Origin of the sequence: Pseudomonas sp. GD03842, assembly GCF_029841165.1 — a bacterium.
GTDB lineage: Bacteria > Pseudomonadota > Gammaproteobacteria > Pseudomonadales > Pseudomonadaceae > Aquipseudomonas.
Genome location: NZ_JAOCEA010000016.1, coordinates 12,448 through 36,963, shown reverse-complemented (window position 1 = coordinate 36,963; position 24,516 = coordinate 12,448). Strand labels below are relative to the sequence as shown.

Annotated in this window: 26 protein-coding genes; 10 read left to right on the top strand and 16 right to left on the bottom strand. The window is 60.5% G+C overall.

Annotated features, from left to right (window positions below; genetic code table 11):
• Positions 1 to 23 precede the first annotated feature (23 nt).
• The 6 genes from N5D61_RS20990 (at position 24) to N5D61_RS20965 (ending at position 3,346) form a co-directional block, all read left to right on the top strand.
• Positions 24 to 506 (top strand): cupin domain-containing protein, encoded by a 483-nt coding sequence (locus N5D61_RS20990; protein ID WP_279894085.1) that lies wholly within the window; start codon positions 24 to 26, stop codon positions 504 to 506.
• A gap of 27 nt (positions 507 to 533) precedes the next feature.
• Positions 534 to 755: a hypothetical protein gene (locus tag N5D61_RS20985; protein WP_108238870.1), complete on the top strand. Its 222-nt coding sequence runs from the start codon at positions 534 to 536 to the stop codon at positions 753 to 755.
• 125 nt (positions 756 to 880) lie between these two features.
• Positions 881 to 1,783 (top strand): AraC family transcriptional regulator, encoded by a 903-nt coding sequence (locus N5D61_RS20980; RefSeq protein WP_108238905.1) that lies wholly within the window; start codon positions 881 to 883, stop codon positions 1,781 to 1,783.
• 108 nt (positions 1,784 to 1,891) lie between these two features.
• Entirely contained in the window at positions 1,892 to 2,434 is a 543-nt protein-coding gene (gene thpR, locus N5D61_RS20975; protein ID WP_279894084.1) for an RNA 2',3'-cyclic phosphodiesterase, read from the top strand.
• Between the two features lie 58 nt (positions 2,435 to 2,492).
• Positions 2,493 to 2,819 (top strand): hypothetical protein, encoded by a 327-nt coding sequence (locus N5D61_RS20970; protein ID WP_279894083.1) that lies wholly within the window; start codon positions 2,493 to 2,495, stop codon positions 2,817 to 2,819.
• Positions 2,820 to 2,905: 86 nt separating this feature from the next.
• Positions 2,906 to 3,346 carry a TspO/MBR family protein gene (locus tag N5D61_RS20965; RefSeq protein WP_108238873.1) on the top strand — a complete coding sequence of 147 codons (441 nt, stop codon included), beginning with the start codon at positions 2,906 to 2,908 and terminating at the stop codon, positions 3,344 to 3,346.
• A 94-nt stretch (positions 3,347 to 3,440) separates the two neighbouring features.
• Here the strand turns inward: N5D61_RS20965 and N5D61_RS20960 are convergent, their stop codons facing one another.
• The 3 genes from N5D61_RS20960 to N5D61_RS20950 are packed head-to-tail and all read right to left on the bottom strand — an operon-like array spanning position 3,441 to position 7,292.
• On the bottom strand, positions 3,441 to 4,643 hold the full coding sequence (locus N5D61_RS20960) for a cytochrome c (RefSeq protein WP_279894082.1): 1,203 nt from the start codon (positions 4,641 to 4,643) through the stop codon (positions 3,441 to 3,443).
• Positions 4,644 to 4,653: 10 nt separating this feature from the next.
• The gene (locus tag N5D61_RS20955; protein WP_279894081.1) at positions 4,654 to 6,846 is read right to left on the bottom strand and encodes a molybdopterin cofactor-binding domain-containing protein; all 2,193 of its coding nucleotides are present in this window, start codon (positions 6,844 to 6,846) and stop codon (positions 4,654 to 4,656) included.
• Complete coding sequence (locus N5D61_RS20950) at positions 6,843 to 7,292, bottom strand: 2Fe-2S iron-sulfur cluster-binding protein (RefSeq protein ID WP_279894080.1); 450 nt, start codon at positions 7,290 to 7,292, stop codon at positions 6,843 to 6,845. The genes N5D61_RS20955 and N5D61_RS20950 overlap by 4 nt, the downstream gene beginning before the upstream one ends.
• A gap of 423 nt (positions 7,293 to 7,715) precedes the next feature.
• Here N5D61_RS20950 and N5D61_RS20945 point away from each other — a divergent pair, with 423 nt between their 5' ends.
• Positions 7,716 to 8,882, top strand: coding sequence for an MFS transporter (locus tag N5D61_RS20945; RefSeq protein ID WP_279894079.1), 1,167 nt, complete (start codon positions 7,716 to 7,718; stop codon positions 8,880 to 8,882).
• Between the two features lie 193 nt (positions 8,883 to 9,075).
• Here N5D61_RS20945 and N5D61_RS20940 read toward each other — a convergent pair whose 3' ends face one another.
• The 3 genes from N5D61_RS20940 to N5D61_RS20930 all read right to left on the bottom strand — a co-directional run bounded on the left by N5D61_RS20940 (position 9,076) and on the right by N5D61_RS20930 (position 12,176).
• Entirely contained in the window at positions 9,076 to 10,263 is a 1,188-nt protein-coding gene (locus N5D61_RS20940; RefSeq protein WP_279894078.1) for a DUF2252 family protein, read from the bottom strand.
• Between the two features lie 499 nt (positions 10,264 to 10,762).
• Positions 10,763 to 11,389 carry a hypothetical protein gene (locus N5D61_RS20935; RefSeq protein ID WP_279894077.1) on the bottom strand — a complete coding sequence of 209 codons (627 nt, stop codon included), beginning with the start codon at positions 11,387 to 11,389 and terminating at the stop codon, positions 10,763 to 10,765.
• Positions 11,390 to 11,729: 340 nt separating this feature from the next.
• A complete protein-coding gene (locus N5D61_RS20930; RefSeq protein WP_279894076.1) occupies positions 11,730 to 12,176 on the bottom strand; it encodes an Rrf2 family transcriptional regulator in 447 nt (148 codons plus the stop codon).
• Between the two features lie 82 nt (positions 12,177 to 12,258).
• On the opposite strand from N5D61_RS20930, the gene N5D61_RS20925 reads away from it, so the two are divergent.
• On the top strand, positions 12,259 to 13,038 hold the full coding sequence (locus N5D61_RS20925; RefSeq protein WP_279894075.1) for a class I SAM-dependent methyltransferase: 780 nt from the start codon (positions 12,259 to 12,261) through the stop codon (positions 13,036 to 13,038).
• 86 nt (positions 13,039 to 13,124) lie between these two features.
• On the opposite strand, the gene N5D61_RS20920 is transcribed toward N5D61_RS20925, so the two are convergent.
• From N5D61_RS20920 to N5D61_RS20910, 3 genes are read right to left on the bottom strand one after another with little or no spacing between them, the layout of a single operon-like run.
• The gene (locus tag N5D61_RS20920; RefSeq protein ID WP_279894073.1) at positions 13,125 to 13,832 is read right to left on the bottom strand and encodes a hypothetical protein; all 708 of its coding nucleotides are present in this window, start codon (positions 13,830 to 13,832) and stop codon (positions 13,125 to 13,127) included.
• Positions 13,833 to 13,852: 20 nt separating this feature from the next.
• Positions 13,853 to 15,304, bottom strand: coding sequence for a M48 family metallopeptidase (locus N5D61_RS20915; protein WP_279894072.1), 1,452 nt, complete (start codon positions 15,302 to 15,304; stop codon positions 13,853 to 13,855).
• Positions 15,305 to 15,306: 2 nt separating this feature from the next.
• Positions 15,307 to 15,738, bottom strand: a complete 432-nt coding sequence (locus tag N5D61_RS20910; protein ID WP_279894071.1) for a hypothetical protein — start codon at positions 15,736 to 15,738, stop codon at positions 15,307 to 15,309.
• A 190-nt stretch (positions 15,739 to 15,928) separates the two neighbouring features.
• Between N5D61_RS20910 and N5D61_RS20905 the strand changes: the two genes are divergently transcribed.
• Positions 15,929 to 16,879: an AraC family transcriptional regulator gene (locus N5D61_RS20905; RefSeq protein WP_108238883.1), complete on the top strand. Its 951-nt coding sequence runs from the start codon at positions 15,929 to 15,931 to the stop codon at positions 16,877 to 16,879.
• 191 nt (positions 16,880 to 17,070) lie between these two features.
• On the opposite strand, the gene N5D61_RS20900 is transcribed toward N5D61_RS20905, so the two are convergent.
• Together N5D61_RS20900 and N5D61_RS20895 are read right to left on the bottom strand one after the other, a co-directional pair.
• The gene (locus N5D61_RS20900; protein ID WP_279894172.1) at positions 17,071 to 17,349 is read right to left on the bottom strand and encodes a hypothetical protein; all 279 of its coding nucleotides are present in this window, start codon (positions 17,347 to 17,349) and stop codon (positions 17,071 to 17,073) included.
• Between the two features lie 120 nt (positions 17,350 to 17,469).
• Positions 17,470 to 17,877: a DUF2000 family protein gene (locus N5D61_RS20895; RefSeq protein WP_279894070.1), complete on the bottom strand. Its 408-nt coding sequence runs from the start codon at positions 17,875 to 17,877 to the stop codon at positions 17,470 to 17,472.
• Between the two features lie 262 nt (positions 17,878 to 18,139).
• Between N5D61_RS20895 and N5D61_RS20890 the strand changes: the two genes are divergently transcribed.
• Positions 18,140 to 19,708 carry a sensor domain-containing diguanylate cyclase gene (locus tag N5D61_RS20890; RefSeq protein ID WP_279894169.1) on the top strand — a complete coding sequence of 523 codons (1,569 nt, stop codon included), beginning with the start codon at positions 18,140 to 18,142 and terminating at the stop codon, positions 19,706 to 19,708.
• 160 nt (positions 19,709 to 19,868) lie between these two features.
• Here the strand turns inward: N5D61_RS20890 and N5D61_RS20885 are convergent, their stop codons facing one another.
• From N5D61_RS20885 to N5D61_RS20865, 5 genes are all read right to left on the bottom strand, one after another.
• Positions 19,869 to 20,921, bottom strand: coding sequence for an aldo/keto reductase (locus N5D61_RS20885; RefSeq protein WP_279894069.1), 1,053 nt, complete (start codon positions 20,919 to 20,921; stop codon positions 19,869 to 19,871).
• A gap of 81 nt (positions 20,922 to 21,002) precedes the next feature.
• Complete coding sequence (locus N5D61_RS20880) at positions 21,003 to 21,920, bottom strand: AraC family transcriptional regulator (RefSeq protein ID WP_279894068.1); 918 nt, start codon at positions 21,918 to 21,920, stop codon at positions 21,003 to 21,005.
• A 209-nt stretch (positions 21,921 to 22,129) separates the two neighbouring features.
• Entirely contained in the window at positions 22,130 to 23,212 is a 1,083-nt protein-coding gene (locus N5D61_RS20875) for a chemotaxis response regulator protein-glutamate methylesterase (protein ID WP_279894067.1), read from the bottom strand.
• Positions 23,205 to 23,708 (bottom strand): chemoreceptor glutamine deamidase CheD, encoded by a 504-nt coding sequence (gene cheD, locus N5D61_RS20870; protein ID WP_108238889.1) that lies wholly within the window; start codon positions 23,706 to 23,708, stop codon positions 23,205 to 23,207. The genes N5D61_RS20875 and cheD overlap by 8 nt, the downstream gene beginning before the upstream one ends.
• Complete coding sequence (locus N5D61_RS20865) at positions 23,705 to 24,514, bottom strand: CheR family methyltransferase (protein ID WP_279894066.1); 810 nt, start codon at positions 24,512 to 24,514, stop codon at positions 23,705 to 23,707. The genes cheD and N5D61_RS20865 overlap by 4 nt, the downstream gene beginning before the upstream one ends.
• Positions 24,515 to 24,516 lie beyond the last annotated feature (2 nt).

The following is a 24,516-nucleotide window of genomic DNA, read 5'->3' as shown; positions in this document are numbered from 1 at the left end:
ACTCACTCGATAGGGGAAGCAGGATGTCAGCACAAGATGAGCCGTTGCCGATCCTGGCGTCAGACGCGCCTTTCAGGAACAGGCCGAGCAATTACCCTGAACCCTTCGCTTCTATGATGAAGAGCCGATCGAAGCAGCCGCTGGGCGATGTCTTCGGGCTGAGGAATTTCGGCGTCAACCTTATTCGCCTCGCACCCGGCGGGATATCCGCCCTGCACCACCGTCACACTCGACAGGATGAGTTCACCTATGTTCTCGAAGGCACTCCCACGCTGCACCGAGGCGATAAGACGCACGCGCTTGGGCCCGGAATGATAGTCGGGTTTCCCAGCGCAGGCTTGGCTCATCACCTGGAAAACCGCTCGAACACCGACTGCGTGGTCCTTGAAGTGGGTGATCGCAGCGCGGGCGACAGCGTCGAGTACCCTCATGATGACCTGAAAGCAGGGACCGGGCCGGAGGGCAACTGGCTGTTCGTGCACAAGGATGGCACTCCCTATCAATGAGCGCGCCGATGATTTTTCGACACACCCATGGATAATGAACGCCAGTCGGATGAACGTCAGAACCAGATAGGACGTGATCGTCAGCCGCAATCCGGCTGCGCGCGTGGCCAAGGCGAGCACCAGGGCCCTTATGGAGCTGATCTTGTCGATCCAACGCCCGGCGAACGGCGCGCGGCCGTGGGCAACGATTATGCGCAACGCTTCCAATCCTACCTGAAGAAGCGCCAGGCCCTGGTGGTGTCAGCCTGAGCCAAACTTGGACGGTAACCATCCGGGTCCAGGACGTTGGCAAAAGCGCATCCGTTTCTGCTCGAAAGCTGCCCGTTTCTGCTTTTTGCTTGCCGAGCGGATCCTCTGGCGTCAGCATGCTCGACATGAACGCTCAACTGAACGAACTCAGATTGCTCGCCGCCAAGGCTGAAAATCGGCGGACCGAAACCGGCATTCCTCGCGTAGCCATGGTCAAGGGCAGCATCCCTGAGCACCTGCTCTCGGCGGTCTACGACCCGATGATCAATGTGATCCTGCAAGGCAGCAAAAGCATGACGGTGGGCGATCGCACGTTACGGTACGACCCCGCGACCTACTTCGTGATGTCCATCGACTTGCCCGCCCTAGGCTCGGTGCACCCTGCCGAATCCGGAGAGCCTTACCTTGCCGTCAGCTTGACGCTCGATCCAATCGTGCTATCGACGCTGTTCGCCGACCTGCCCAAACCTGCGCGCCGAGACGAAACCCCACCCGGGTTTTCCGTTGCCTCGATGACCGACGATTTGATGGACGCCTGGGTCCGAATGCTCAGGCTCATGGGAGACCCGGCTGGCATCGCGGCGCTGGCACCGGTCTACGAGCGAGAGATCATTTTCCGTGTCCTTCAGGGGCCACTTGGCTGGATGCTGCGCGAGATCGCAGCACCTGACAGCGCGATGGCCCGGGTCAGCCTGGCAGTGCAGTGGATCCGCCGCGACTTCGCCCAACCCATCGGCGTCGAACGCCTGGCCGAGCGGGCGTCGATGAGCGTCTCGGCGTTCCATCGCCACTTCAAGGCCGTCACCAACCTCAGCCCGTTGCAGTACCAGAAGCGGGTGCGTCTGCTTCAGGCCAGAACGCTGATGACGGCAAATGCAAAGAGCGTCATGGCGGCGGCGTTCGAGGTCGGCTACGAAAGCGCAACTCAGTTCAGCCGGGACTATGCGAAAGCCTTTGGCCTTCCTCCCTCCAAGGATGCGAGCAGACTGATAGGCCAGGCCAAGGCAATGGCAGGCGATGGAATGTGAAGCGAGCCGCTGCTGGCGAGGACGTCTCGCACGAGAGGTCGTTTTCGGCCCATCGAAACAGAGCCTGAACACACAGGCCAACAGATCCAGGAATAAAGAGGTGATGCGTTGAGTACCGAACCCCAATCGCGGCTCTTTTTCGCTATCGGTTGCTCCACGCCGTTGAAAAAGGAGATTTCGAGGTGGCGCACCTCGCTTTCATTGCGCGTTGGCCGACCAGTGCCCACGGCCAACTTTCACCTGACGCTGCTATTTTTGGGGAGTGTCGATAAGGCCAAGATCGCGGACCTCTGTACAGCGGCGTCCAACGTCAAGGTGCCGGAAAGAAAGCTCACTGTACTTCTGAATCGCCTTGAGGTTTGGCGCAAATCGGGCGCTTTGGTGCTGACGCCCGAAAACCCTCCGCAAGAGGTCATGCGGCTGGCGTATGCGTTGGAACAATCCATGCTGCCATTCGGCAACGACCAAGAGCAGAAAGAATTCCGACCTCACCTGACCCTGGCGAGGGACTATCGCCTCCCCGTTCCCGAGGCACCCGATGAGCCGGCATTCATGCTTCGCGCCGACCGCTTCGGGCTGTATCAATCCAGCAAAGGGGAATACCGGCTCATTGCAGAATGGCCCCTTGTTTCAACTGGTGGAGAGGCGTGAAGACAATTGTCGAGAGAGCTGAGCGTGGCAGTGTGCGCAAAACCAGCGGAAAGCAATCATGAACCCTACCACCCCTGATGGCCGGTATGTGGTCGTCAAAGGACGGCTGTGGCGTTGCTCGAATCCTGCGCTCGACGAGCGTGAGCGACAGCTTCTGGTGGATGAGCTGATGAACGCCAGACGGGCAGTGAAAGCCGCGAAGGCGTCGGGTGATCCGAGCGAGATGCGCGCTGCGCGTAACCGCGTTCAGGCTGCCAAAGTGAAACTCGGGGAACGCGGCCCTGTCTGGTGGGATGACGGAGCGCCAGACCTGAATCGGCGTATGGCTAAAAACACGCACTACGCCGATTGGTATCAATCGTTGACTGTCGAACGCTCGGAGTAGTCAGAACGGACTTTTCTGTCGCGCGGGCATCCAACGCTCAGAAGGCCTGACGGCCCTACCCTACCCACGCCCGCAGAGGACAGTAAATGACGTTCTATATCTTTCTCATCGCGTGCTGCGCTGCGGCCAGCACCGGCATCCTCTTCAAACCGGGAAGCTGGTATGCAGCCCTTCAAAAACCAGGCTTCACCCCACCGAATTGGGTTTTTCCCATCGCGTGGACAACGATTTACCTCCTCATCGCTTGGGCGGGGTATCGGCTCACCCTGCTGCCAGGCAGCGAGGTGGCGCTGGCGCTGTGGGCCGCCCAGATCGCGTTGAACACCTTGTGGACGCCGGTCTTCTTTGGGGCGAACCGTATCGTCGCAGGCATGGTCATCCTTACGGCCCTTTGGCTGGTGGTCGCGGCCATGACGCTGCTCGCGTTGCAGCTGGACGTCATCACCGGCCTGATCTTGTTCCCTTATCTGGGCTGGCTTTCAGTCGCCGCGGCACTGAATTTTTCGATCCTGCGGCTCAACCGATAATGATGAGTCGCTGCATTGCTCTAACCTTGCCGGCGAAGTGCCCACTCGGGTCAGGACGCCTGCGATGCGACGCGCTCCCTATCTTTGAGTGGCTTCACTCGCGCCGCTTGGTGATCGCATCAGCAGCGACGGTGCTGTTTGTGGTGCCGAAACGTTGGAGGATATAGGTGCTCACCGCAGCCAGTTCCTCGTCGTTGTAGGCCTTGGCGAACGCGGGCATTCGTTGCTCGACCCGGGTCGCAGGATGCCCCTGCAGGATCACGCCTATGAGGTTGTGAGCCCCAGGGTCGTTCACCGTTTTCAGCCCCAAGAGCGTGGCCACAGGCGTCTGATTACCGTGCCCGTCCGGCCGATGACAGGCCGCGCAGGCATCGGCGAACACTTTCTGGCCCAGGGAGGGTTGGACGCTGGGCTCAACCCGCACTGCGGGGTCAGGCCTGGTCACACCCTCATCGCGGGCGGGTGACGATTTCAAATAGACGGCGATGGCCTTGAGGTCCTCTGTGCTCAGGTATTGCAGGCTGTTTTCAACCACTTCTGCCATCGGCCCGCTCGCGACCCCGAAACCTGGGGCCGAGCCTGTGCGCATGAAGTTCACCAAGGCCTGTTCGTCCCAGGCGCCGATGCCGTGCTTGACGTCGGAGCTGATGTTGTAAGCGTTCCAGCCTTCGATGACGTTACCCGCCAAGCTGTGACCGCTGTCGAGTGCTTGCATCAGGTTGCGCGGTGTATGGCATTCGCCGCAGTGACCCGGGCCTTCCACCAGAAAGGCACCTCGGTTCCATTCAGGAGACCGTTTCGGGTCCGCAGTAAAGCGCTCGTCGTCATGAAAGAGCACGTTCCAGATCGCCATGCCCCATCGCTGGTTGAAGGGGAATGTCAGCGTGTCCGGCTTGTTGGGTTGCTTCACCGCAGGCTGACTGAAGAGATAGGCCTTGATGGCGAGTATCTCGTCGCGGGACATTTTCGTGTAGGCCGTATACGGAAACGCCGGGTAGTAGTGCTTGCCGTCTTTACCCACCCCCTTCTGCAACGCGCCTACGAAGTCGTCGTCGGTCCAGGTGCCGATTCCCGTTTGCGTATCAGGGGTAATGTTGGGGGCATACAACGAGCCGAAGGGAAGCTTGAATTCCAGGCCACCGGCGAAAGGCTTTCCGCCTTGGACCGTGTGGCAGGCGACGCAATCGGCCGCACGCGCGAGGTATTCCCCGCGCTGTAGTTGAGCGTCGTCAGCGAGAGCAGGAAGGCTCGCGCCTACCAGCAGTGCCAGTCCCAGCTGTCTGCTTACCGTGATCATCAGCCTCTCCTCAAACCGTGTAGTAACCGAAGCGTGCCAGCGGCAGCCGACGGATCCGGATTCCGCTGGCATCGTGGAGGGCGTTGACGAGGGCGGGCGCAATCAATGCTGTCCCTGCCTCTCCCACACCCCCGGGCGCCTCTACGCTGGGAATGAGGTGGACTTCAACCGGTGGCGCGTCGCTCATGCGCAGCACCCGGTACTGGTGGAAGTTGGTCTGCTGGACCTGGCCTTTGTCGATGAGAATTTCGTTGAACAGGGCCGCCGACAAACCAAACAATGTTCCGCCTTCAATCTGAGCGATCACCGAGGTCGGGTTGTGGACGAACCCGCAGTCCACCACGCTCACGAGACGCTTGATGCGAATACCCTTTTCACCCTGCAGGTGCAGTTCCACCAAGGTCCCCACGTAGCCACCGAAGACATGGCTGACGGCGACTCCTCGGCCTGTGCCGGCAGGCAGCGGCGTGCTCCAGTCCGATTGTTCAGCCAGCACCCGAAGCACATTCTGCGCCCTGGGGTGTTTGCTCATTAATGCGTGCCGGTACTGCAGCGGATCAGCCTTGGCGTTGCGTGCCAGTTCATCGATAAAGCATTCGTGGACGTAGGTTCCCCGCAGTTGACCGACGCCGCGCCACCAAGACACCGGGATCGCCTTGGGCTCCTCACGCACGTAATGCACTTGCAGGCCGGAAAGGTCGTAGAGGGGCTCGACCGAGACGTCGACCGCATCGAAGTCGATGCCGTCAGGCGGCAATCCTCCCATGTAGCGGGCCACAACCGACGCCCCTGCGATCCGGTGTTGCCAGGCCACGGGGGATTTATTCGCATCCAGCGCCGCTTCGATCCGGTCCACGTAATGCGGCCGGTACATGTCATGCGTCATGTCCTGTTCGCGACTCCAGATCATCTTGATCGGATAAGGCACCTGTTTGGCGATCTTCACGGCTTGTGTGATGAAATCAAAATCCAGCCTGCGGCCGAACGCACCCCCTATCAGCTGATTATGTATCTGGATCTGCTCGGGTTTCAGGCCCGTTACAGCCGCTGCCGTCATCTGGGCCAGCCCCGGGACTTGTGTGCCGACCCAGAGGTCGCAGTGGTCAGCCGTGACGTGAGCGGCACAGCTCATCGGCTCCAGAGGAGAGTGAGAAAGAAAGGGTTGTTCGTAAACCGCCTCGAACCGGCTGACCGCATGACCCAGTGCAGTGCCGACGTCGCCCTCTTTCTTGGCGATGACCCCCTGCGCACTGCTGGCGGCTTGCAGAGCGGCATCCAGTTGGTCTGAAGTGACACCCACGTTCTCGCCATAATCCCATTCGACTTTCAATGCGTTCAGTGCCTGCTGGCAGGCCCAGAAGTTCTCGGCGGTCACGGCCACCGCGTCATCCAGGCGCACGATGTCGCGTACACCCCAGACCTTGCGTGCTGCGCTGTCGTCCAAGGACCGCAGTGTGCCGCCGAGCACCGGGCACGTTAAGGTCGAGGCAATCAGTGCACCAGGAATTTGCAGATCAATCGTGAAGCGGGTTTTACCGTTGACTTTGTCCGGCGTGTCGATCCGAGGCGTAGGCTTACCCAGCAGCTTGAAGGCCTCGACGGGCTTGAGGGCAACGTCAGTGGGCACCGGCAGCTTGGCCGCTTCCTCGACAAGCTCCCCATAACCGGCCGAGCGCCCGTCCGGACCGATGATCCGGCCCTGTTCCGCGTGGCATTGGGAGGGCGCAACGCCCCACCGTTGCGCCGCTGCTTGAATCAGAAGCACGCGCGCCATCGCACCCGCGCGGCGCAAGGGTTCCCAGGTATAGCGCGTCGATGTCGAGCCGCCTGTGGCCTGGAAGGTAAGCAGCGGGTCGGTGTAAAGCTTGGCGTCTGGCGGGGCCTCCTCCAGATCAACCACGTCCAGGCCCACTTCCAGTTCCTCGGCGACCATCATCGCAATGCCGGTGTGGATGCCCTGCCCCATCTCGATCTTCGGTGAGATGACCGTCACGCGGCCGTCGGCCCCGACGCGCACGAACGCGCCAAACCCTTGGTTGATGTCACCCAATCGCGGTGCGGTGATGGCTTTCGCTGCGCCCTGGGCCTGCATTGACGGTAGCCAGGTGGCCAACACCAGCCCACCCAGCGCGAGACCGCTGCCTTGCAATAGCTGCCGACGGGACAGACCTGCCGTTGGCAGTGGAGTGTCAGAGTGACTCATAGGGTCACCGCTTTGATGGCGGCGCGTATGCGCGTGTAGGTCGCACAACGACAGAGGTTGCCCGACATGGCGGAATCGATGGCCTGATCATCGGGTCGGGGGGTGTGTTGCAGCAACGCACTGGCCGCCATGATCTGGCCGGACTGACAGTAGCCACACTGCACCACCTCATGGGCCAGCCATGCCGCCTGCACTGAGCGGCCCACGGGCGTTTCACCGACGCCCTCGATCGTAGTGATCGCATGGCCTACGGCTGCGCTCACCGGCAGCACGCATGACCGAACAGCCATTCCGTCCATGTGAACGGTGCAGGCACCGCATTGCGCAATGCCACAGCCATATTTGGTTCCAGTCAAACCCAAGACATCACGCAAGACCCAGAGTAAGGGCATCTGGTCCGGCACATCCAGTTGATGGCTCTGGCCATTGATATTCAAGGACTGCATCACGGTTTCCCCTATCGTCTAGCGCACTGATGTTTTTCTCATGGGTACGTGCGTGGTTGGGTATGCCCATCAGGTTTCCGAAGCCGGACCTGCGGGATACCGGGATTCTATTCGCCCGGCAACGGGGCGCAATTGATACCGCGGTATAGTTGCGAGGTGTTGGTAATCGGCGTATGTCGCCTCGACTTGCCTGGTCAGCACGCGTTTGTTTCAGGCCAGCGGACGACCACCTATCCCACCGTATGAGTTGATCCGGGCAGCGGTATCGACCACATTCCACTTTAACGCTGAAGTGTGCAGTCCACGCACAGGGGTATTACCGGGTGAGCATTGGCTGCGGTTTTTTCAACGAGCGATGCGTATGACACTGGCCCGCTGCCTCACTTCTCGGCATCGGCCAGATGAACCCACTCAGGAATCGCGATGAGTCATGATCGGCAATCGAATGGTGCGCTGCGTATCCTAAGTGTTGCGTACTTTGTCCAGGCAACCGGTGCGCTTTCTGTCATCGGAAGCCTGGAACCCATCGGGCAGGAATGGCATCTTGGCCACGCTGAAACGGCCTATCTGATGACGGCTTTCGGCGTCACGTTTGCGGTGGCTGCCCCCCTGCTCCAAGTGCTGTCAGGTCATATACCCAGGCTACGTCAGGTGTTGCTCGGCCTCCTTGGCTTCGGCCTCGGCGCCTTGTTGTTCGCGGCAGCACCCAATTACACGGTCCTCATCCTCTCCCGAATGATCATGGGCTTAGGGGCTGCTTTCATCGGGCCGGTGCTCGCGGCGCTAGGCTCGAGCCTGGTGACCAGCGAACGGCAGGCCAGCGCCATCGCGATCGTCCTGCTCGGGTTGAGTGTGGCGGGGCTGGTCGGCATCCCATTGTCGAGTTGGGTGGCTTATCAGGTGGGGGTTCGCAGCCTCTTCCTCGCGATCAGTGCAGCTGCACTGATCACCGCGCTGTTGGTGGCCTGGCAGGTTCCGAATCGCAGTCCGGGTCAACGGGTTGCCTTTCGAACACTCATCCTCATGTTGACTCGGCGTCACTCGTTGAGCGTTTTCGGCGTGGCGTTTTTCGTCACTGCAGCGGTCTACACCACGTATTCGTTCATCGGCCCTGTTGTGCACGATGTCTACAATGGCAGCGCGCACGACGTTTCCGTAGCGCTGTTGGTGTTGGGTGTGGCTGGCGTGATCGGCAATCTCCTCGTCACTCGCCTCTCGCTGCGTTACACCGCCGACCGTCTGCTGATCACCAGCATGCTCGTACTGGCGCTGTTAATGCTGCTGCTCGGCGCAGGCCCTCACCGGCTTGGCTGGTTATTCGCCATGCTGGTGATGTGGGCCATCGCCACAGACGTCGTCTGGCCCTCACAACAGCGCAGAGTCATTGAGCACCTGGCCGAGTACCGCGGGGTCGCGCTGGCCCTGACAGCCGCGTTCGTATTCTGCGGTATCGGCGCCGGCGCAGCGTTGGCTGGCTGGGTCTACCCGGTGGGGGGACTCGCAGGTTTGATGATCACGAGCACGCTCCTACTGATGCTGGCCTGCGCCTGCGTGCTTATCTCCGCACGTCTCAAACCGCTTTCCCCCTGATCAGCCCGGCGGTAGTCGATGTTTGATTGACGTCTGCCGGGACGTTTCCTGAATGATGCAAAGAGGCTAGTCGCCCCAGCACGCTGCCCTTAACGATCTGCGAGGGGTGGCTACGGGCATCGCCCCGGCTTTTGCGCACTGAGCCGAGAACAATCCGACCGCCAGCGTCGGAATCGAACTCACGAACATCCCACTACCCTCCAAGCGCATAACGCCTACAGTGCTCCAGGTACCCTTGTTCATGACTCCCCACCAGCTGAACGACGTTGGTCCATAGCCAAGAGGGCGCGTCCAGGATCTGTGAGCGATTCAATTGCAGCTCTCTCATCCAGGACGCGCGAGTCGCAAGATCCATCTGCCTTGCATGGGCGTGACCGACAACCCTGGAGAGGTACCCAGCGGCCTGGATCGCCTCTGTCTCGCTGATCTGATCCAGCTCGAGCTTCATGTCCTGGGGGAGCAATTCGCGCACGAAAAAGCCGTTCTCGCCCAAGCGGGTAGCGACCATGCGATTGCCCAGCCCTGGCGACAGATGCCGAGCGCCTTCGACCACGCGTTTGGCATTATCACGCGGCATCGAGGTGCGTGGCGCACGAGGCGCCGCGGCGGCAACTGCCTGCTTGATGTCCAACAAGCAGTATTCGAGATCGTCCCCTTCGCCAATCCCCATCAGCACCGCATACCTCAGCAACCCTAGCGAGCTGCAGCCTTTCACCCAATAGGCGGAGTCCAACATCTCGATCTTATCGTGGTGAGAACGCCCCTTGAGCGACGTCACCAACGCATGGATATCCTGGGCCTTGCAGAGCTCACGAAGTGCCGAGCGCTCGTCTCGGGACAGTGGCCAGAAGTGCTTGCCCAGCGGAAAGGTCGGCTTGGTGTTTTCAATCCGTTCCTGGGCCAGGTGTTTCCAGGTACGCCGCACGGCAGTGCGCATGCCAGCCTTGACCTGCGCCGGCCGTGGTGGCTCCTCATCGACGCTTTCCTCGAAGGCGACCTCGTACCCCCGCATCATTTCTTCGAGCATTCGCGCTGTGGTCACGCCGGGCAGATCCGAGCCCCTGGCAGCCGTGGCCAATGACAATCCCAGCCTCACCAGATCATGAGCCGGATTGCCGACAACCGTCTGATCCAGATCGCGGATGTGGATATCGATGGCGCCCTTCAGATCACCCGTGGGGCCGAGATTCCCTGCATGACAATCTCCGCAGATCCAAACCGGCGGACCACTGGGCAAACGTCGCCCCGATTGGCTGTGAAGCCATTCGTAGAACTGCACTGTGCTGCCTCTGACGTAAGCATGCGCCGATCTGGCCATTTTGAGGTTTCGAAGCTCATTGAGACGTTTCAAGCGGGCGGAAGGCCGGGGTGGTTTTTTCATAAGAGGTCATCAGTGGGAGATACCCCTACGACTTCAGTGGTGCATGAATGTTGCGAAATGTTTCTGCGTTTCGCGGATGACTTTGACCATCGCCCTCCCCCGCCTTTCCAGCGAGGGTCGCCCCGTTCCCGGTGAGCGCTCACGAAATGATCAATCGCGGTCGGTCGTCCAGAGTCAGGGTCATATCCGACTTCAATGATCAGTGAGCGACTGGCCGCTCCTTACTTGTCGCCTCGTAGAAAAGTTGCGATTAATACATCAATCAATTCACTTTACCCTTAACCCTCGCCCCATTAGTTTTCACATCGCGCCTACATGTTCACTCGCCCGATTATCGACGGCGACAGACAGTTGAACGCTCTCACCTAGACGACTGATCGGACTCACACCGGTCCAGTACTACTTCAACGAAGAGAGGTGTCTGGGAGATGTAGGCTCTGCTGACTGGCACAGTTACGGCCACCGCAAATAACGCCATTCGATGTACACCGAGGCGACTTCAGAACGATGGTGCCGTTGTCCCAGACGTATTCTCAGCAATCGCCGCAGGGCAAGGATTTATCTGCTCTTGAGACTCAATGGAGGCGGCGTACGGCAGTGTGGTCCCGGGGATAATGCCCGCGACGAGCTTGGACTTGTCGCTTTTCTTGGATGATTTACCCGCAACGCCAATCAACAGGGGTTTGCGGGCACCAAGCATTACGTCGATTATCTGCGCGTGCATTGGACCATTCCAATGTCCGTTTCCATCGAGTGGAAGCAGCACAGCGGCATACTCTGTCGTGTACATGTTCACTGGCTCACCCTTTTCACGTGACGTGACCGTTGAACCACAAAGCACATTCTCAGGTTTCAGTGTGAGAGCGGGTCGGTAGTGACCAAAGCTGTACACAGTTAGGATAAGTGCCTTACTTGTCAGCACGCCTAGGCCTGCCTCTGCGTGACACACAGCTTCACTGCCGTAGCTAAGCGCACAGAAGTTGGTTTCGGAGATGTTGATGATATCGCCAGCGTTGACACCTAGCTCCTGGCTGATCTGATGCTTTGCTTCAGGCGACTGGTAGGGAACTGCGCATCCGGATAAAGCGATGCAAAAAACAAGGGGGAGCATTCGTAAGGTACGCATGAAAGATCCTGGTAAATTCTACGAGGCTACCCTCGCATTTGCCTCCCGACAACGGTCGGCGAAAGGCAGACTCAATGAGTGTCCCGACTCACATCCGTGCACCGACGTATCAGCGAAAGAGTGCTGCTCGGTATGCTGGTATGTATACAAATGCAGCGTCAACGTCTGTTAGCTTCGGCGACCGCTTCGGGTCGAGACCGGCCACTTAGATGAATGACCCAATTGGCTGACTTGCCTGGCACATACTGATTGAGACAAGCCGTCGCGATATCAGCAGGAGGGGAACGACTGCCCCCCCCCCCTCAATTCAGCGTGGCGACTACCCGGCAGCCTTACCTCCCTATGAAATGGACTCGTCATCGCCAGCAGCACGACGTGCATCAAACAAGCGATTAAGTTCACCCAGGCTGATGGCGCGAAACCGCTCCACCAGCACCGACTCCGCTTCCCGTAATGCGTCGTCGACCGCAAGATTGACCACCTGCTCGATCATGCAGTCGGGGTTGGAACGCTCGTTGCCGATGGCAAACAGCGAAGGTTGCCCCACCGCTTTATAGACGTCCAGTAGCGTGACTTGCTCAAGGTCACAGGTGATCACCCAGCCTCCACCATGCCCTTTCTCCGAATGAACGTAACCCGCGTCCCGCAAACCAGACATCGTTCTGCGAACCACCACCGGGTTCGTTCCAAGCATCTCGGCAATCCGGTCCGACGTGACGGGCCCGTCGTGCCGCACCATGTGCACCAGGATGTGTAGCATTCGCGAAAGACGGCTGTCGTTGCGCATTGTGTGCTCCTGTGTTTCCAACTTGGCAAAAAGCTTAGACTCATGATACTTATAAAGTTACATGAACTTCGAGGACCCCGCGATGCGTGAATTTGAGAATCCCGATCATTGGGACGTCGCTGCAAAGCACTACCAGCAAACGGCGCATCCCTTCACTGCACAGTTCGCAGAAGCGGCACTGGCACGGATCTCGCTAACTCCGGAAAGCAAAGTGTTGGATGTTGCCACTGGCACCGGAGCCCTGGCATTGGCAGCCGCACGAACCGGCGCACAGGTACTGGCAACGGACTTTTCCCCCGCCATGGTGGCATGTGTGAAGAACGCAGGACTGCCCAATGTCGAGGTCCGGGTCATGGACGGCCAATCGCTCGGTCTGCCAGATGCAAGCTTCGACGCGACGTTCTCGATCTTCGGTGTGATCATGTTTCCTGACTGGCGCAAGGGCCTGGCCGAAATGCACCGCGTCACCGCCATTGGGGGATATGGCATTGTCGCAACGTGGCAAGAAATGGGTGCGGCGACGTTTCTTTTATTAGGAAATGTCAGGCGAAAGCTTTTCCCGGATCGCGAGGGCATGGTGATGCCCGAGGCGGTAAAAGCGTTGGGCAACACACTGGATTTCGCCCGCGAATTAATCGCCGCCGGGTTTCGGGATCCTGTCATCGAGCGCGTGACACATGACTATCAGCTGGATGTGAAGTCGCTCGATAACCCTGACACGCTGTTTGGAATGTCACCCGACTGGACGAGCCTGACCAATACGGAAAAGGCAACAGTAATTGCGTACGTCAGGGAAATGGCTGGCGATAATCCTGTCTTGCCCATTCCATCTACCGCATTGATCGCGGTTGCGCAGCGGTAACTAACGATCCAACGGCAAGTGCTCAGTGGCGTATCGCGAAGCGCTCACCGCTGCGGCCGCCAGCCCTGCGGCGATCCATGCGGGCTTCAGACGAAACCCGCCTGACGCTGACGCAGCACCGCCAGCTCCTGCTCGGCGCGGGCCACATTCAAGTAACTCTCTATCACGCCCATGAGTTGGTCATCGCGCAGCGTTTTTCCGTTGACCCGGTAGCCCACGGACATGATACGTACCTTGGGCGTACCACCCGTGCGCGTCAACAGGGCTTTGGAAAACTGGAAGCTGACCTTGCGTTGGTGCGCGTTCTCGCCGGAGTCAGGGCCGAGTTCGAGCATCAACGATTCCACCCAGCCGCCGTTTTTGTAGCTCACATGCCCCACCTGCAGCAGATCGATCGGCCGCTTCAGGTTGTGCACACGTAGCTGACGGTGATCAAGGGTCATGAACACAAACTTGCCTGAGTGGCGGTTGGCCCAGCTGGCAGCAACCAGTACGGCAACCCCGACCAGGCAGAAAATCAAGCCAGTCACGCTTCCCTTGTCACCCGGACGGTGCTCCCCGCCCATGTCACGCAGCACCACCCAGGCCAGGAGTGCCATCACCAGCGCGGCAATGGGCAGGACGTATTTCACGCTGGGCGAAGAGGTGAACTCAGTCTTGTCGGGCACCGACTCGATGAAGCTTTGCAAGGTGCCAGCGGCGTCCTCAACTTCCGTGCGCATGGCCTGGTTGTATTCGTCGGTCAGCGACGCAGCAAGATCGGTAGCGCTGCCAGGTTGGTAGGGTTGATTCATGGGTCGAGTCTCCGTGCCGCTCACGCGGCGTGTGTCGTTTCGGTGAGCAATTGATTGAACCACTGGCTGTCGGCGTCGCTGGCTGGTCGGGACGCCTGACGCAGTAAGTCGTCGTCCAGTGCCACCTTGAGGTTGTGTACGCGCTGCAAGGTGGGTGGATGGGTGTCGAACGGGTGCTCGACACGGTGTTCGAGGGTGTGGGAGCTGAGCGGCAACGCGTGCTGCCCCAAGTGACTGTTGAGCGCTTGCACAATGTTGCCGGTCTGCGGGCTGGCCAGCAGCAGGTCGATCAGCTCGGACAACGCACACACTCGCAGCAAGGCAATGGCGAACATACGGGCGCCGGCCACGCTTGCCCCCACTTCGTCTGCGGCCAGCTCCTGCCGCCGGCTCCAGTGATGGAAGGCATGATCGAATTGCTCAAGAAAGTACAGCGATACCCAGATGCCCGGCCCGACCAGCAGGGTGTCGCTGTCATTGTCTTCGAGCAGGGTGTGGATGCGTGACCGCACGCTGTGGAACAGTGACGACAGCTGCGAGCCCTTCTTCGTGTCGCCGGACGCGAAGTGCCCCAGTTCGTGCCCCATCACCGCAGCCGCTTCGTCCTGGCTCATGGCCGAGGCGTAAGTGAGCGGGATGTACAGTGTGTGCCCAAGCAACGGCGCCTGCGCCGACTGCAAAAACACTGGGCTGCTGGTCACGAACCAGGAGCGATCGACACCCACCACGATATGGTCTGGCGAGGGCACATTGGCTTTGCGGGCAATGCCATCTACCCAGCGCCACAGACCCGGTGCGTGCTCGCGTGGCAACTCACGACCCAACAGCCCAATTGCAGGTACCTCCAGCGGTGTGAGCCGCTTACGGATGCTGCGCAGCGCCAGCACGCCACCGGTCAATACCCCCCACAGCGGCAGAGTGAACAGCAGCGCCATCGCCCCACCCCGGTCCCAGTGGCTGTAGGCCCAGGCCATTTCGTAGAGCAGACACAGGCTGATACCCGCTACCAACAACGCCACATCAAGGAAGATCAGTTGGGTGACCCGCCGCCAGGCCTTCGTCAAGTGCTGCAGCATGTAGTCCTGTGAACGCATTGAGCGCAGGGCGTCGTACTTGAGCTTGGTCAACAGCACCACACCGGTCAGGGCGGCTGCCAGCGCACAGAGCTCAGCCAGGTGCGCGAGGCCCCCACGCAGCGTCAGCCACCCGTGGTCCTGCACGATACGGGCAATCTCCTTTTGCATGTACGGCACGATGGACTCGGCCCCTACATGGCCTCCGGTCAAGCGGTGGTGAATGGGCAACAGATGTGCGGGGTCTTTCACGGCGGCCACGATCCAGTCGCGCATTTGCTGCTCGTCGCTCAATGCCCAATGCACACGACCGTCTTGCAGCAGTGCATAGAGCATCAGCCCCAGCGGGACCAGAAACAGAAACGCCAGCAGCCGCAGCCTGCGTGATGGGGTGGACATGATCACTTCTGGTTCAGGTAGTCGGTGAGGAACGCCTGGGCGTCGCCCTGTGACGACAGCCCTTCACTGTAGCCCACGTTCAATTCCTGACTTTCACCAGGCAGATACAGCTCGCCATAGCCGTCCTGAAGGATCAGCGCCACGAACTTCTGGCCGTTGGCCTCGGTGCTGTAGCGCGTGCCCTTGGCGGTCTTTTCCACGTTCATTTTCTGGATGCGCAGGTTCCAGTCATGGTCCACCCCTTCCACCTGCACCAATGCCTCGTTGGCACCGCGGGCACCGATGCGCAGCGTCCATACCTTCACGCCTTGCTCGCCCTGATAAGCCATGACCTTGTCGGCCACTTCCGGTCGGGCGTCATCGGCCAGGGTGATAGCGGAAGTCAGCAACAGCGCGCCAAGGGTAAGTACGCGTACGCAGGTGCTCAGGAACATGCCAGTGTCCTCGGTAACAGAGTGAGGAGACCTGATAAGCCAGAGTCACCGAATCGGCAAGATGGCTGACCGCGTCACACAAGTGAATGGCCACCGGTCACAGGTATTGATTAAAAAAGCGTCACCCGCACTATACTGCGGCCCCGTTGTCGGATTGACGTCAAATAGCCGTTAGCCAGTATTGAACGCCATGCAGAGCTGGACCCCTTACCACGACACCGAAGTGTTCTTCGATGGCCCACAACCTCTGAGCCGGTCGAACATCCTCGACGCGTCCGCGCGGGAGATCATCGGCAGTGCCAGCGGCCACTATCAAGCGCGAACCGTGCGCCCGTCGATGCAGTATTTCGACTGCGACCTACGCTTTACCGAGCCTCTGCGCATCCACAAGGTGCTGCCCGACAGCCTGTGCATCGTGCAGGTGCTCGAAGGGGGATGGAGCCACAGTATCGATCGCCGCACGCCCAATCACTATACGCCGCAAGCCACGGTCAGCCTGGGCCTGAGCGAGCCGATGGAAGCGGTCGACATCCTGCCGGCCGGCAGCCACGCACGGCTGGCGGGGCTGCGCATTGCTGGCTCGTTCATTCATGAACAGGCCGAGGAAGGTGACACCACACTGTTGCCCCTGCTGCGTCTGCAACAGGACGGGGTACGTTTCACGCCACTGCCCCGCTGCATGGCGCTACGCTCGCTGTTCGAGCGTTTGTACCAGACGCCCTACCACGGCGCACTGGGCAGACTGCATCAGGAAAGCCTGACCCTGGCGGTACTGGTGGAACTGGCCGTGCACCTGGGCGGCCCGCAAAGCCGCCTCCAAGGCCAGACCCGGGCCCAGCGCGAGCTGGCACACGAAGCCCGGCAACGGCTCGAAGACAACCTTGCCCATCCACCGGCCAGTCAAGAGTTGGCACGCATGCTGGGTGTAGGGGAAACCACACTGCGCCGCGCCTTCAAGCAGGCGTTTGGCAGGTCGATGCTGCACTACCTGCGCGACCGTCGCCTGGAAGTGGCTCGCCAGTTGTTGCGCGAACGCAAATGGCAAGTGGCGCAGGTCGCGTACCGTGTCGGCTACGCAGACCCGGCCAATTTTACCCATGCCTACAAAGCACGGTTCGGTTATCCGCCGAGGCTGGAGTGAGCGGCGCATTGCAGGTAGACGCCAAGGTCTCGATTAACCGAAACACCCTCGGAATCACCCCTTTCGCGTGTAAGCGTCGAACCACACCGTCTTGGATTACCTGCCCCGTACACCCAAGCCCATCCGCGAGCTTCAAGTTAAGCTGGGCAGGAAGACACCCCAGTTCGTAATGCCGAGAATGCACACGGACATCAAGTGCGCGTTGGCTCAGGTGATTCGCCCAGTGCTTGTCGCAAAAACTCGACCAGCGCTCGCTGCAAGCCGGTCAACGCGCCTTCGCGGCTGATCAGCGCCAGCTCGGTCGGCGGCAATTCGGGGAGGTCGGTGCACAGCGCGAACGCAACCCGCCATGGCCGCTGCGCACATTCGTGTCGAGACCCTTCTGCTCTGCGACTTCCATGGCCAGGTGCTCGCTGGCCAAGCCAATACTCCACGACATCGCGCAGCGCGCGTACGGGCAAATGCGCCATGGCGATCCTGAAAGCGCCCGGGCGCATTTGGCGAGCGCAATGCAACGCTTGGCGTAAGCGAATCGTGCCGTTCGGCTTCACAGCCAATCGGAAACACATGAAGCCAGCGCAGGCCTTCGCTCAAGGATGCAACGGCAATCCTTTGATCGCTTTGTCGATCGCTTTCCTGGGGCCTCTGAGCGCCAAGCCCACCAGTTGAAGGTTATCGGGATCTTCCTCCAGAAATACCGCTCGGTTGGCTTCGTCATGGCCGGTGGAAAACATCGCGAACACGTACGGCAGCATCGTCAGCGCTCGCTCCAGGCCTATGCGATGAGCCTTTTGCAGGCCGTCCAGCCCGGCTTCGAAAACAAGCATGGGTTGGATCGACATGCTCCCGTATTCGTGTCCGCGCGCATCCACATACGGTTCGCCCAGGATCTCGGGCGCTGCGGAGGCGATGCCGGTTGCGAGAAAGGCCACGACATTCATCCTTTGCCAGTGGGCAAGGTCGTTGCGGACGATGAAAGCGATTTTGGTATCAAACATGGGCAACTCCTCAAGGCTGGCTGGCGATGATGGAATGGGCTGCCCCGTCAGTCTGTAACGTTCGTGCAAGCACGCTTCGGGAATTGGGGGCGGCACCGCAGAGCCCGCAACGCGAGTTTGCGTTGAGTAATACACCCCACTTGGTGTCTACCCGGTAACGCGCACTCATCCTGACGCTATGATTGAATTGCCCAGGGAGGTTTCGATGCCAGGACGCAAGGAAAAGCACTTCGCCGCAGGAACCGCCGCAGAGGAAGGCTTGATGCCGAGCGGACGCCGCGCATCGGCCGTATTCCGCATGACGTTGACCTTCATGCTCCTGATGGTCGCGAGTTTTCTGGCAGTGGAAGGTTGGCGGTCATGGCGCGACTATCGCCATGCGTATGTCACCGCTGAGGACTCTGCGAAAAACCTCGCCCGCGCGACAGCACAACATGCCGAGGATGCTATTCGGCAGGTGGATGTGCTGACGGCTGAACTGCGCGAACGGGTGGAGGGCGACGGGCTGCAAAACATCGACATCCCCCGCATACGGGCATTGCTCGATCAACAAACCAGGATCATGCCCCAATTGCAGGGCCTGTTCATCTATGCGCCCAATGGGGACTGGATCGTCACTAATCAGTACATCACGCCCGAAACGGCGAACAATTCCGACCGCGCGTATTTCAACTACCACCGCACTCATCTCGGGAGGGACATACGGATCGGCGAAGTGGTCAGAAGCCGATCCTCCCGTGAGCTGGTCATTCCCGTGTCTCGCCGCCTCGATAGACCCGACGGTTCGTTCGGGGGCGTTCTGCTGGGCACCCTCAAGGTGAGCTATTTCCTGGATTTCTACGGTGATTTCAAGATTGACGACAAGGGCGCCCTGGTATTGGCGTTACGCAGCGGTGAAGTGCTCGTGCGTCGGCCTTTCATCTCCCCTGCAACGGAGCAAAGCCTGGCCCGGAGCGAGATTTTTACACGTTATCTGCCCCAATCCAGCGAGGGGGTCGCGGAAGTCAGGGCCGTCATCGACAACACGCGAAGGCTGTACGCGTACCGCGCGCTGACCTCCTATCCCCTGGTCGTGGAGGCCGGGCTGTCCCGCGAATCGTTCATCGGTCCATGGCGCCATGACCTGTTCAAGACCGCGATGGTGCTGCTGGTGCTGATGGGCTTTCTCGCGAGTTTTGGCGCGATCGTGCTGGCGCAACTGCGAGCCAGATTCCGACTGGAGCGGGAAATCAGGGTGGCCCACCAGACGCTTCAGGACATGGCGCTGACGGATAGCCTGACAGGATTGGGTAACCGTCGAAAACTGGACATGGTCCTGGAGCAGGAGATCGAGCGGGCCAGGCGCCAGGGAGAGCCTTTGGCGCTGATCATGCTGGATGTCGACTATTTCAAACGCTTCAATGATCGGTACGGCCATCCTGCCGGAGACACGTGCCTGCAGCAGGTGGCGCAGGCCATCCGAGGCACGCTCAAACGGCCGGCCGATCTTGCGGTTCGCTACGGGGGCGAAGAGTTCACCGTGCTGCTGCCGGGAACGGATGCCACGGGAGCGGGCCAAGTGGCGGAGGACATGATCCAGCGTGTTCGCGCCTTGAACATCGATCATGCCGACCACCCGCTCGGCATTGTGACAGCGAGCGCTGGCGTCGCGGCGGTGACGCCTGCGAAGGAGCCCACCAATGCCGCAGGCATGATCAAGTCAGCCGACGCTTTTCTGTACATGGCCAAGCACTCCGGCAGGAATCGCTGGTGTTCGGACGAAACTCTTCATAAGGGAAACGCCGAAACGCCCCTCCCCGCCAAGGCGAAACTTGCCAGTGAGCCCGATTGAAGCAGCGTCCCCGTCACACCCCCGTCGAATCTATTGAAAGGCTCGCAGGTGCCTGGCCGCGCCTGCTGTCCTTGACGCCGATCCCGACCTGTCGTGCCGGACTTCCAAGCGCACAGCGGGGCATCGTCAGATGCCATCCGCGTGCGGCTCGCGTTCCACGTCATGAGGTTTTGCCTGCCCAAAGGTCCACGGGCCCCAGCCGGTCGGCCATCTGGGTGTCGAGCATCCAGCCGGGGTATTCAGGCGGCAGTTCACTGACGGCGTCGAGTTTGGCGATCTCATCCTGGCTCAGCTCAATGTCGATGGCTGCGAGGTTGTCTTCCAATTGGTCGAGGCGCTTGGCGCCCACCACGATGGACGTCACGACCGGCTTGGCCAGCAGCCACGCCAAGGCGATGCGCGCTGGGCTGCAACCACGCGCTTCGGCCAGCGGTTTGAGCACATCGATGACGTCCCAGGCGCGTGCCTTGTCGACGATGGGAAAATCGAAGGTCGAGCGGCGGGAGCCTTCCGGCGTTTGCTGGTCGCGGCTGAACTTCCCGGAAAGCAGACCTCCGGCAAGCGGGCTCCAGACCATCAGTCCCATTTTCTCGGCGTCGAGCAACGGTTTGAGCTCTCTTTCGAGATCCCGGCCCACCACGGAATAGTAGGCTTGGAGAGTGTTGAAGCGTTCCAGATTCAGCCGCGCGGAAACGCCCAAGGCTGTCGCGATCCGCCATGCCTGCCAGTTCGACACGCCCAGGTAGCGCACCTTGCCCTGCCGTACCAAGTCGTCCAATGCGCGAAGGGTTTCGTCGAGGGGCGTCAGCGTATCGGTGGCGTGGATCTGGTACAGGTCGATGTAATCCGTGCCGAGCCGTTTCAGGCTTGCGTCGACCGCATCCATGATGTGCCCACGCGACGCGCCCACGTCGTTGCGGCCCGGCCCCATGCGGCTATAGACCTTGGTCGCCAGCACCACTCCGTGGCGGGCGATGCCCAGATTCTTGAAGGACTGGCCAAGGGTGCGCTCGCTTGCCCCAGCCGAGTAGACGTCCGCCGTGTCGAAAAAATTGATCCCCGCCTCGACGCTGGCTTTGACCAACGCATCGGCACCAGCCTGGTCCACATTGCCAATGTGTTCGTATACACCGGTCCCGTCGCTGAACGTCATCGTGCCCAGGCACAGTTGTGAAACCAGCAGGCCGGTATTGCCCAATGTCTTGTATTTCATCTGATTTTCCTCCCAGGACGATGCTTGTCTTCATTCGAAAAAACGTGGCGTGTCTGACGGGCGGGGCGCGCCAGACGCGACTCAGGTGTTCGGCTCGGAAACGGCCATGCAGTAGTGATTGCCCGACTTCCGCAGCCGGGCCACGTCCCGTCCCGGGGGTGCGCCGAACATCCGGCAATAGTCGCGGTTGAATTGCGAGGGACTGTTGTAGCCGACCCGGGCCCCGGCACTGGCGGCGTCGAGACCTTCGGCCAGCATCAACCTGCGCGCCTCTTGCATGCGCAACTGCAGACGAAACGCGAGGGGACTGAGCGAGGTCACCGCACGGAAATGCAGATGAAAGTTCGACCGGCTCATGGCCGCCACTTCAGCGGCGTCCTCGATTCGGCAAGCCGTGTGGAAATGGCGTCGTATCCAGGAAATGGCCCGACTGATCTGCTGGAACTGACTCTGGCTGTGGACCATGTGCCGCAGCAGGCTGCCGCTGGGTCCGGTCAACAGCCGGTAGTAGATTTCCCGCAAGATAAGCGGCGCCAGCGCCGGGACATCCTGTGGCGCATCGAACAATGCCAACAAGCGGATGGCGGCATCGGTCAATGCTGGCAGCGCGTCGTAGATCGCCAACCCCAGCGGGGGCGAATCAGGGTTCAAAGACGAGGGATGGAGCGCGGCCAGTTCCGCGATCTCTTTTTTGTCGAGATTGATCTGCAAGCACAGATAAGGCTTTTCTGCACTGGCCTCGACGACCGACCCCATCACCGGTTGAGCGATTGAGGCAATCAGGTAGCGGGTACAGTCGTAGGTCAAGGTGGTGGTCCCCACGCTCGCCTGTTTGCGGCCTTGCGCGACGAAGCAGACGGTCGGCTCGTAGATGACGGGCATCGGCTCGCTGGGCGTCGACCAGCGAATCAACTTCACCGCTGACACGGGCGTGTCGAATGTGCCGTCCACGATGGTCTGACGTGAGATGAGGTTCGCCAAGCGTGCCTGCGGCGACATACCGTGCCCTCCTGTGATGACGTCCAGCGTTGTCTCACGCTTTCGGCACATAGGACAGGCATTGGTTCGCCTCGGTGGAGGATCGTGCAATCATCCCGGACAACCGTGCTACTGGCTCATCGATAGGGCATCGTGTCGTGCACGTGATGGGGCCGCGCTTTGCGATGACCTGCCCCACTGGCCGGTCCAAAGTCGCAGTGGGCATCACGTCATTTGTGCAGGATTGCCTGATGAATCGCGTCCAGCGGCAGAATGCGCTGCGCGGCGTTGAGTTTGATGGCTTCCTTGGGCATACCGAACACCACACAGCTGGCTTCGTCCTGCGCCACGGTGGAGGCACCGGCGTCGAGCATTTCTTTCAGCCCTCGCGCGCCGTCGTCGCCCATGCCCGTCATGATGATGCCGGTGGCATTCTTACCGGCCGATTTGGCCACCGAGCGAAACAGCACGTCCACCGAAGGCCGGTGACGATTGACCAGCGGACCGTCGATCACCTGCGCGTGATAGAAGGCTCCGCTGCGGGTGACCATTAGGTGCTTGCCGCCTGGCGCGATCAGGGCCAGCCCCGGATGGATGCGGTCGTTGTTCCGCGCTTCGCGGACTTCCAACTGGCAGATGCTGTTGAGACGGTCGGCAAACGAGGCGGTGAATTTCTCGGGCATGTGCTGCACGATGACGATCCCGGGGCAGACCCGCGGCAATGCGGTCAGCACGGCCTCCAGTGCCTGAGTGCCGCCGGTCGAGGTGCCGATGGCGACGAGGCGTTCGGTGGTCTGCGCCATGGCCTGGCCATTGGCGGCCGGCAGGATCGCATCGGCCGTGAGCTTCCCGGCCGGCACCACCGGTGACGCGGCACGGACACTGCGCCTGCCCAGGTTCCTGACGTTGGAAAGCGCTGCGGCGCGAATCGCCGCGACCAATTCGCTCGCCGACTCGAGGAGGAAATGCTTCAACCCTGTTTCCGGTTTGGCGATCACTTCCACCGCTCCGGCCGCAAGCGCTTGCAGGGAGGTTTCCGCCCCCTTCTGCGTCAGCGACGAGCAGATCAGCACCGGGGTGGGCCGCTCGCTCATGATTTTCTTCAGGAAGGTGATGCCGTCCATGCGCGGCATTTCCACATCGAGCACGATCACATCCGGCCATTCCCGCGCCAGTTTGTCCATGGCGAAAATCGGGTCGGAGGCGGCCCCCATCACATGGATATCCGGCGTGTCATTGAGAATCGCCAGCATCACCTGACGGACCACGGCTGAGTCATCGACCAATAGCACGCTGATTTTTCTGTTAGGCATTGTCTCGAAGTATTCCCATTGGTTTGTGCCGCACCCAGACGTTGCCGTTCCACAGGTCGAACATGATCGTGCGGTAGCCCGTACTGCCCAGGTCCTGGGCGATGAGCTTCAAATGATGGTGCTCGGCAAGGGCCAGCGCCGCCCGCACATTCTGACGGGCGACATCCTGCATGGGGAGCGTGGGTGGCTGCCCGGGAAACATTTCGCCGCCGCCGAACAGCTTGACCTGATAATCCTCAGCCCGCGTACCGTTGGCGCGGGCATGACGCAACAAGACTTCAAGCGCTTCGTCGGCATACCGGCCATCGAGGGGTTGAGCATGGCGCGCACGCGCCGGGAGCATGAAGTGACACATGCCACCGATGTGCCGCTGCGGGTGCCAAAAGGTGATGGCCACACATGAGCCTAGCAAGGTACGCAGGCGAGTTGGCTGGGTGGCGAAGCTCACGTCGCCAGGTGCCAGGATCACTTCGGCCGCGCCGACGGGCTTTCTCATGGCTTGCGGTAGATGGACGGCGCCACCAGCTTCAACGTGTCGTTCACGCCGTTGAGGCTTTCGGAGTGGCTGATGATCAAATAGCCGCCTGCTTTAAGCAGCGGCAGCAGGCGTGCGACGACCTGACTTTTGGTGTGGGGGTCGAAATAGATCATCACGTTGCGCAGGAAGATCACGTCGAACTCGCCCAGATTGGGCAACGCCTCGTTGAGGTTGACCTGAATGAAATTCACGCGGTTACGCAGGCTGCGTTCAATCAGGAACGTGCCCTCCTGGCGGCCAATCCCCTTCAGGCAATATCGGGTCAACAGCGACTGTGGCAGGTTGCCGATTCGCTCCATGCGGTAGTGCCCGGTGCGTGCCTTTGCCAGCACTTGGGTGCTAATGTCCGAGCCGATCACTTCCCATGGCGTGGTGCCCAGCGCCTCGGCCAGGGTCATCGCCAGGCTGTAGGGTTCCTCGCCCGACGAACTGGCCGCACTCCAGATGCGGAACACTTTGCCGGGGGCCGCACCGGGCAGTACGTGCAGGCGCAGAAACTCGAAATGCTTCGGCTCACGGAAGAAATAAGTTTCGTTGGTCGTCAGCAGATCGAGCGCCACCTGCAACTCGTCCTTGCGCTGATCGGTCATGATCAGCTTGAAATAGTCGCCATAACTTTTCAGTTCATAGTGTTTGAGGCGCTTGAACAACCGGCCGGCGACCAGCGCTTTTTTGGCCGGCGACAGGTTGATCCCCGCAGCCCGGTGCAACCAGGCCTGGAACTGGCTGAATTCACGGTCATCGAGCGATGCGTTGTGTGGCATGG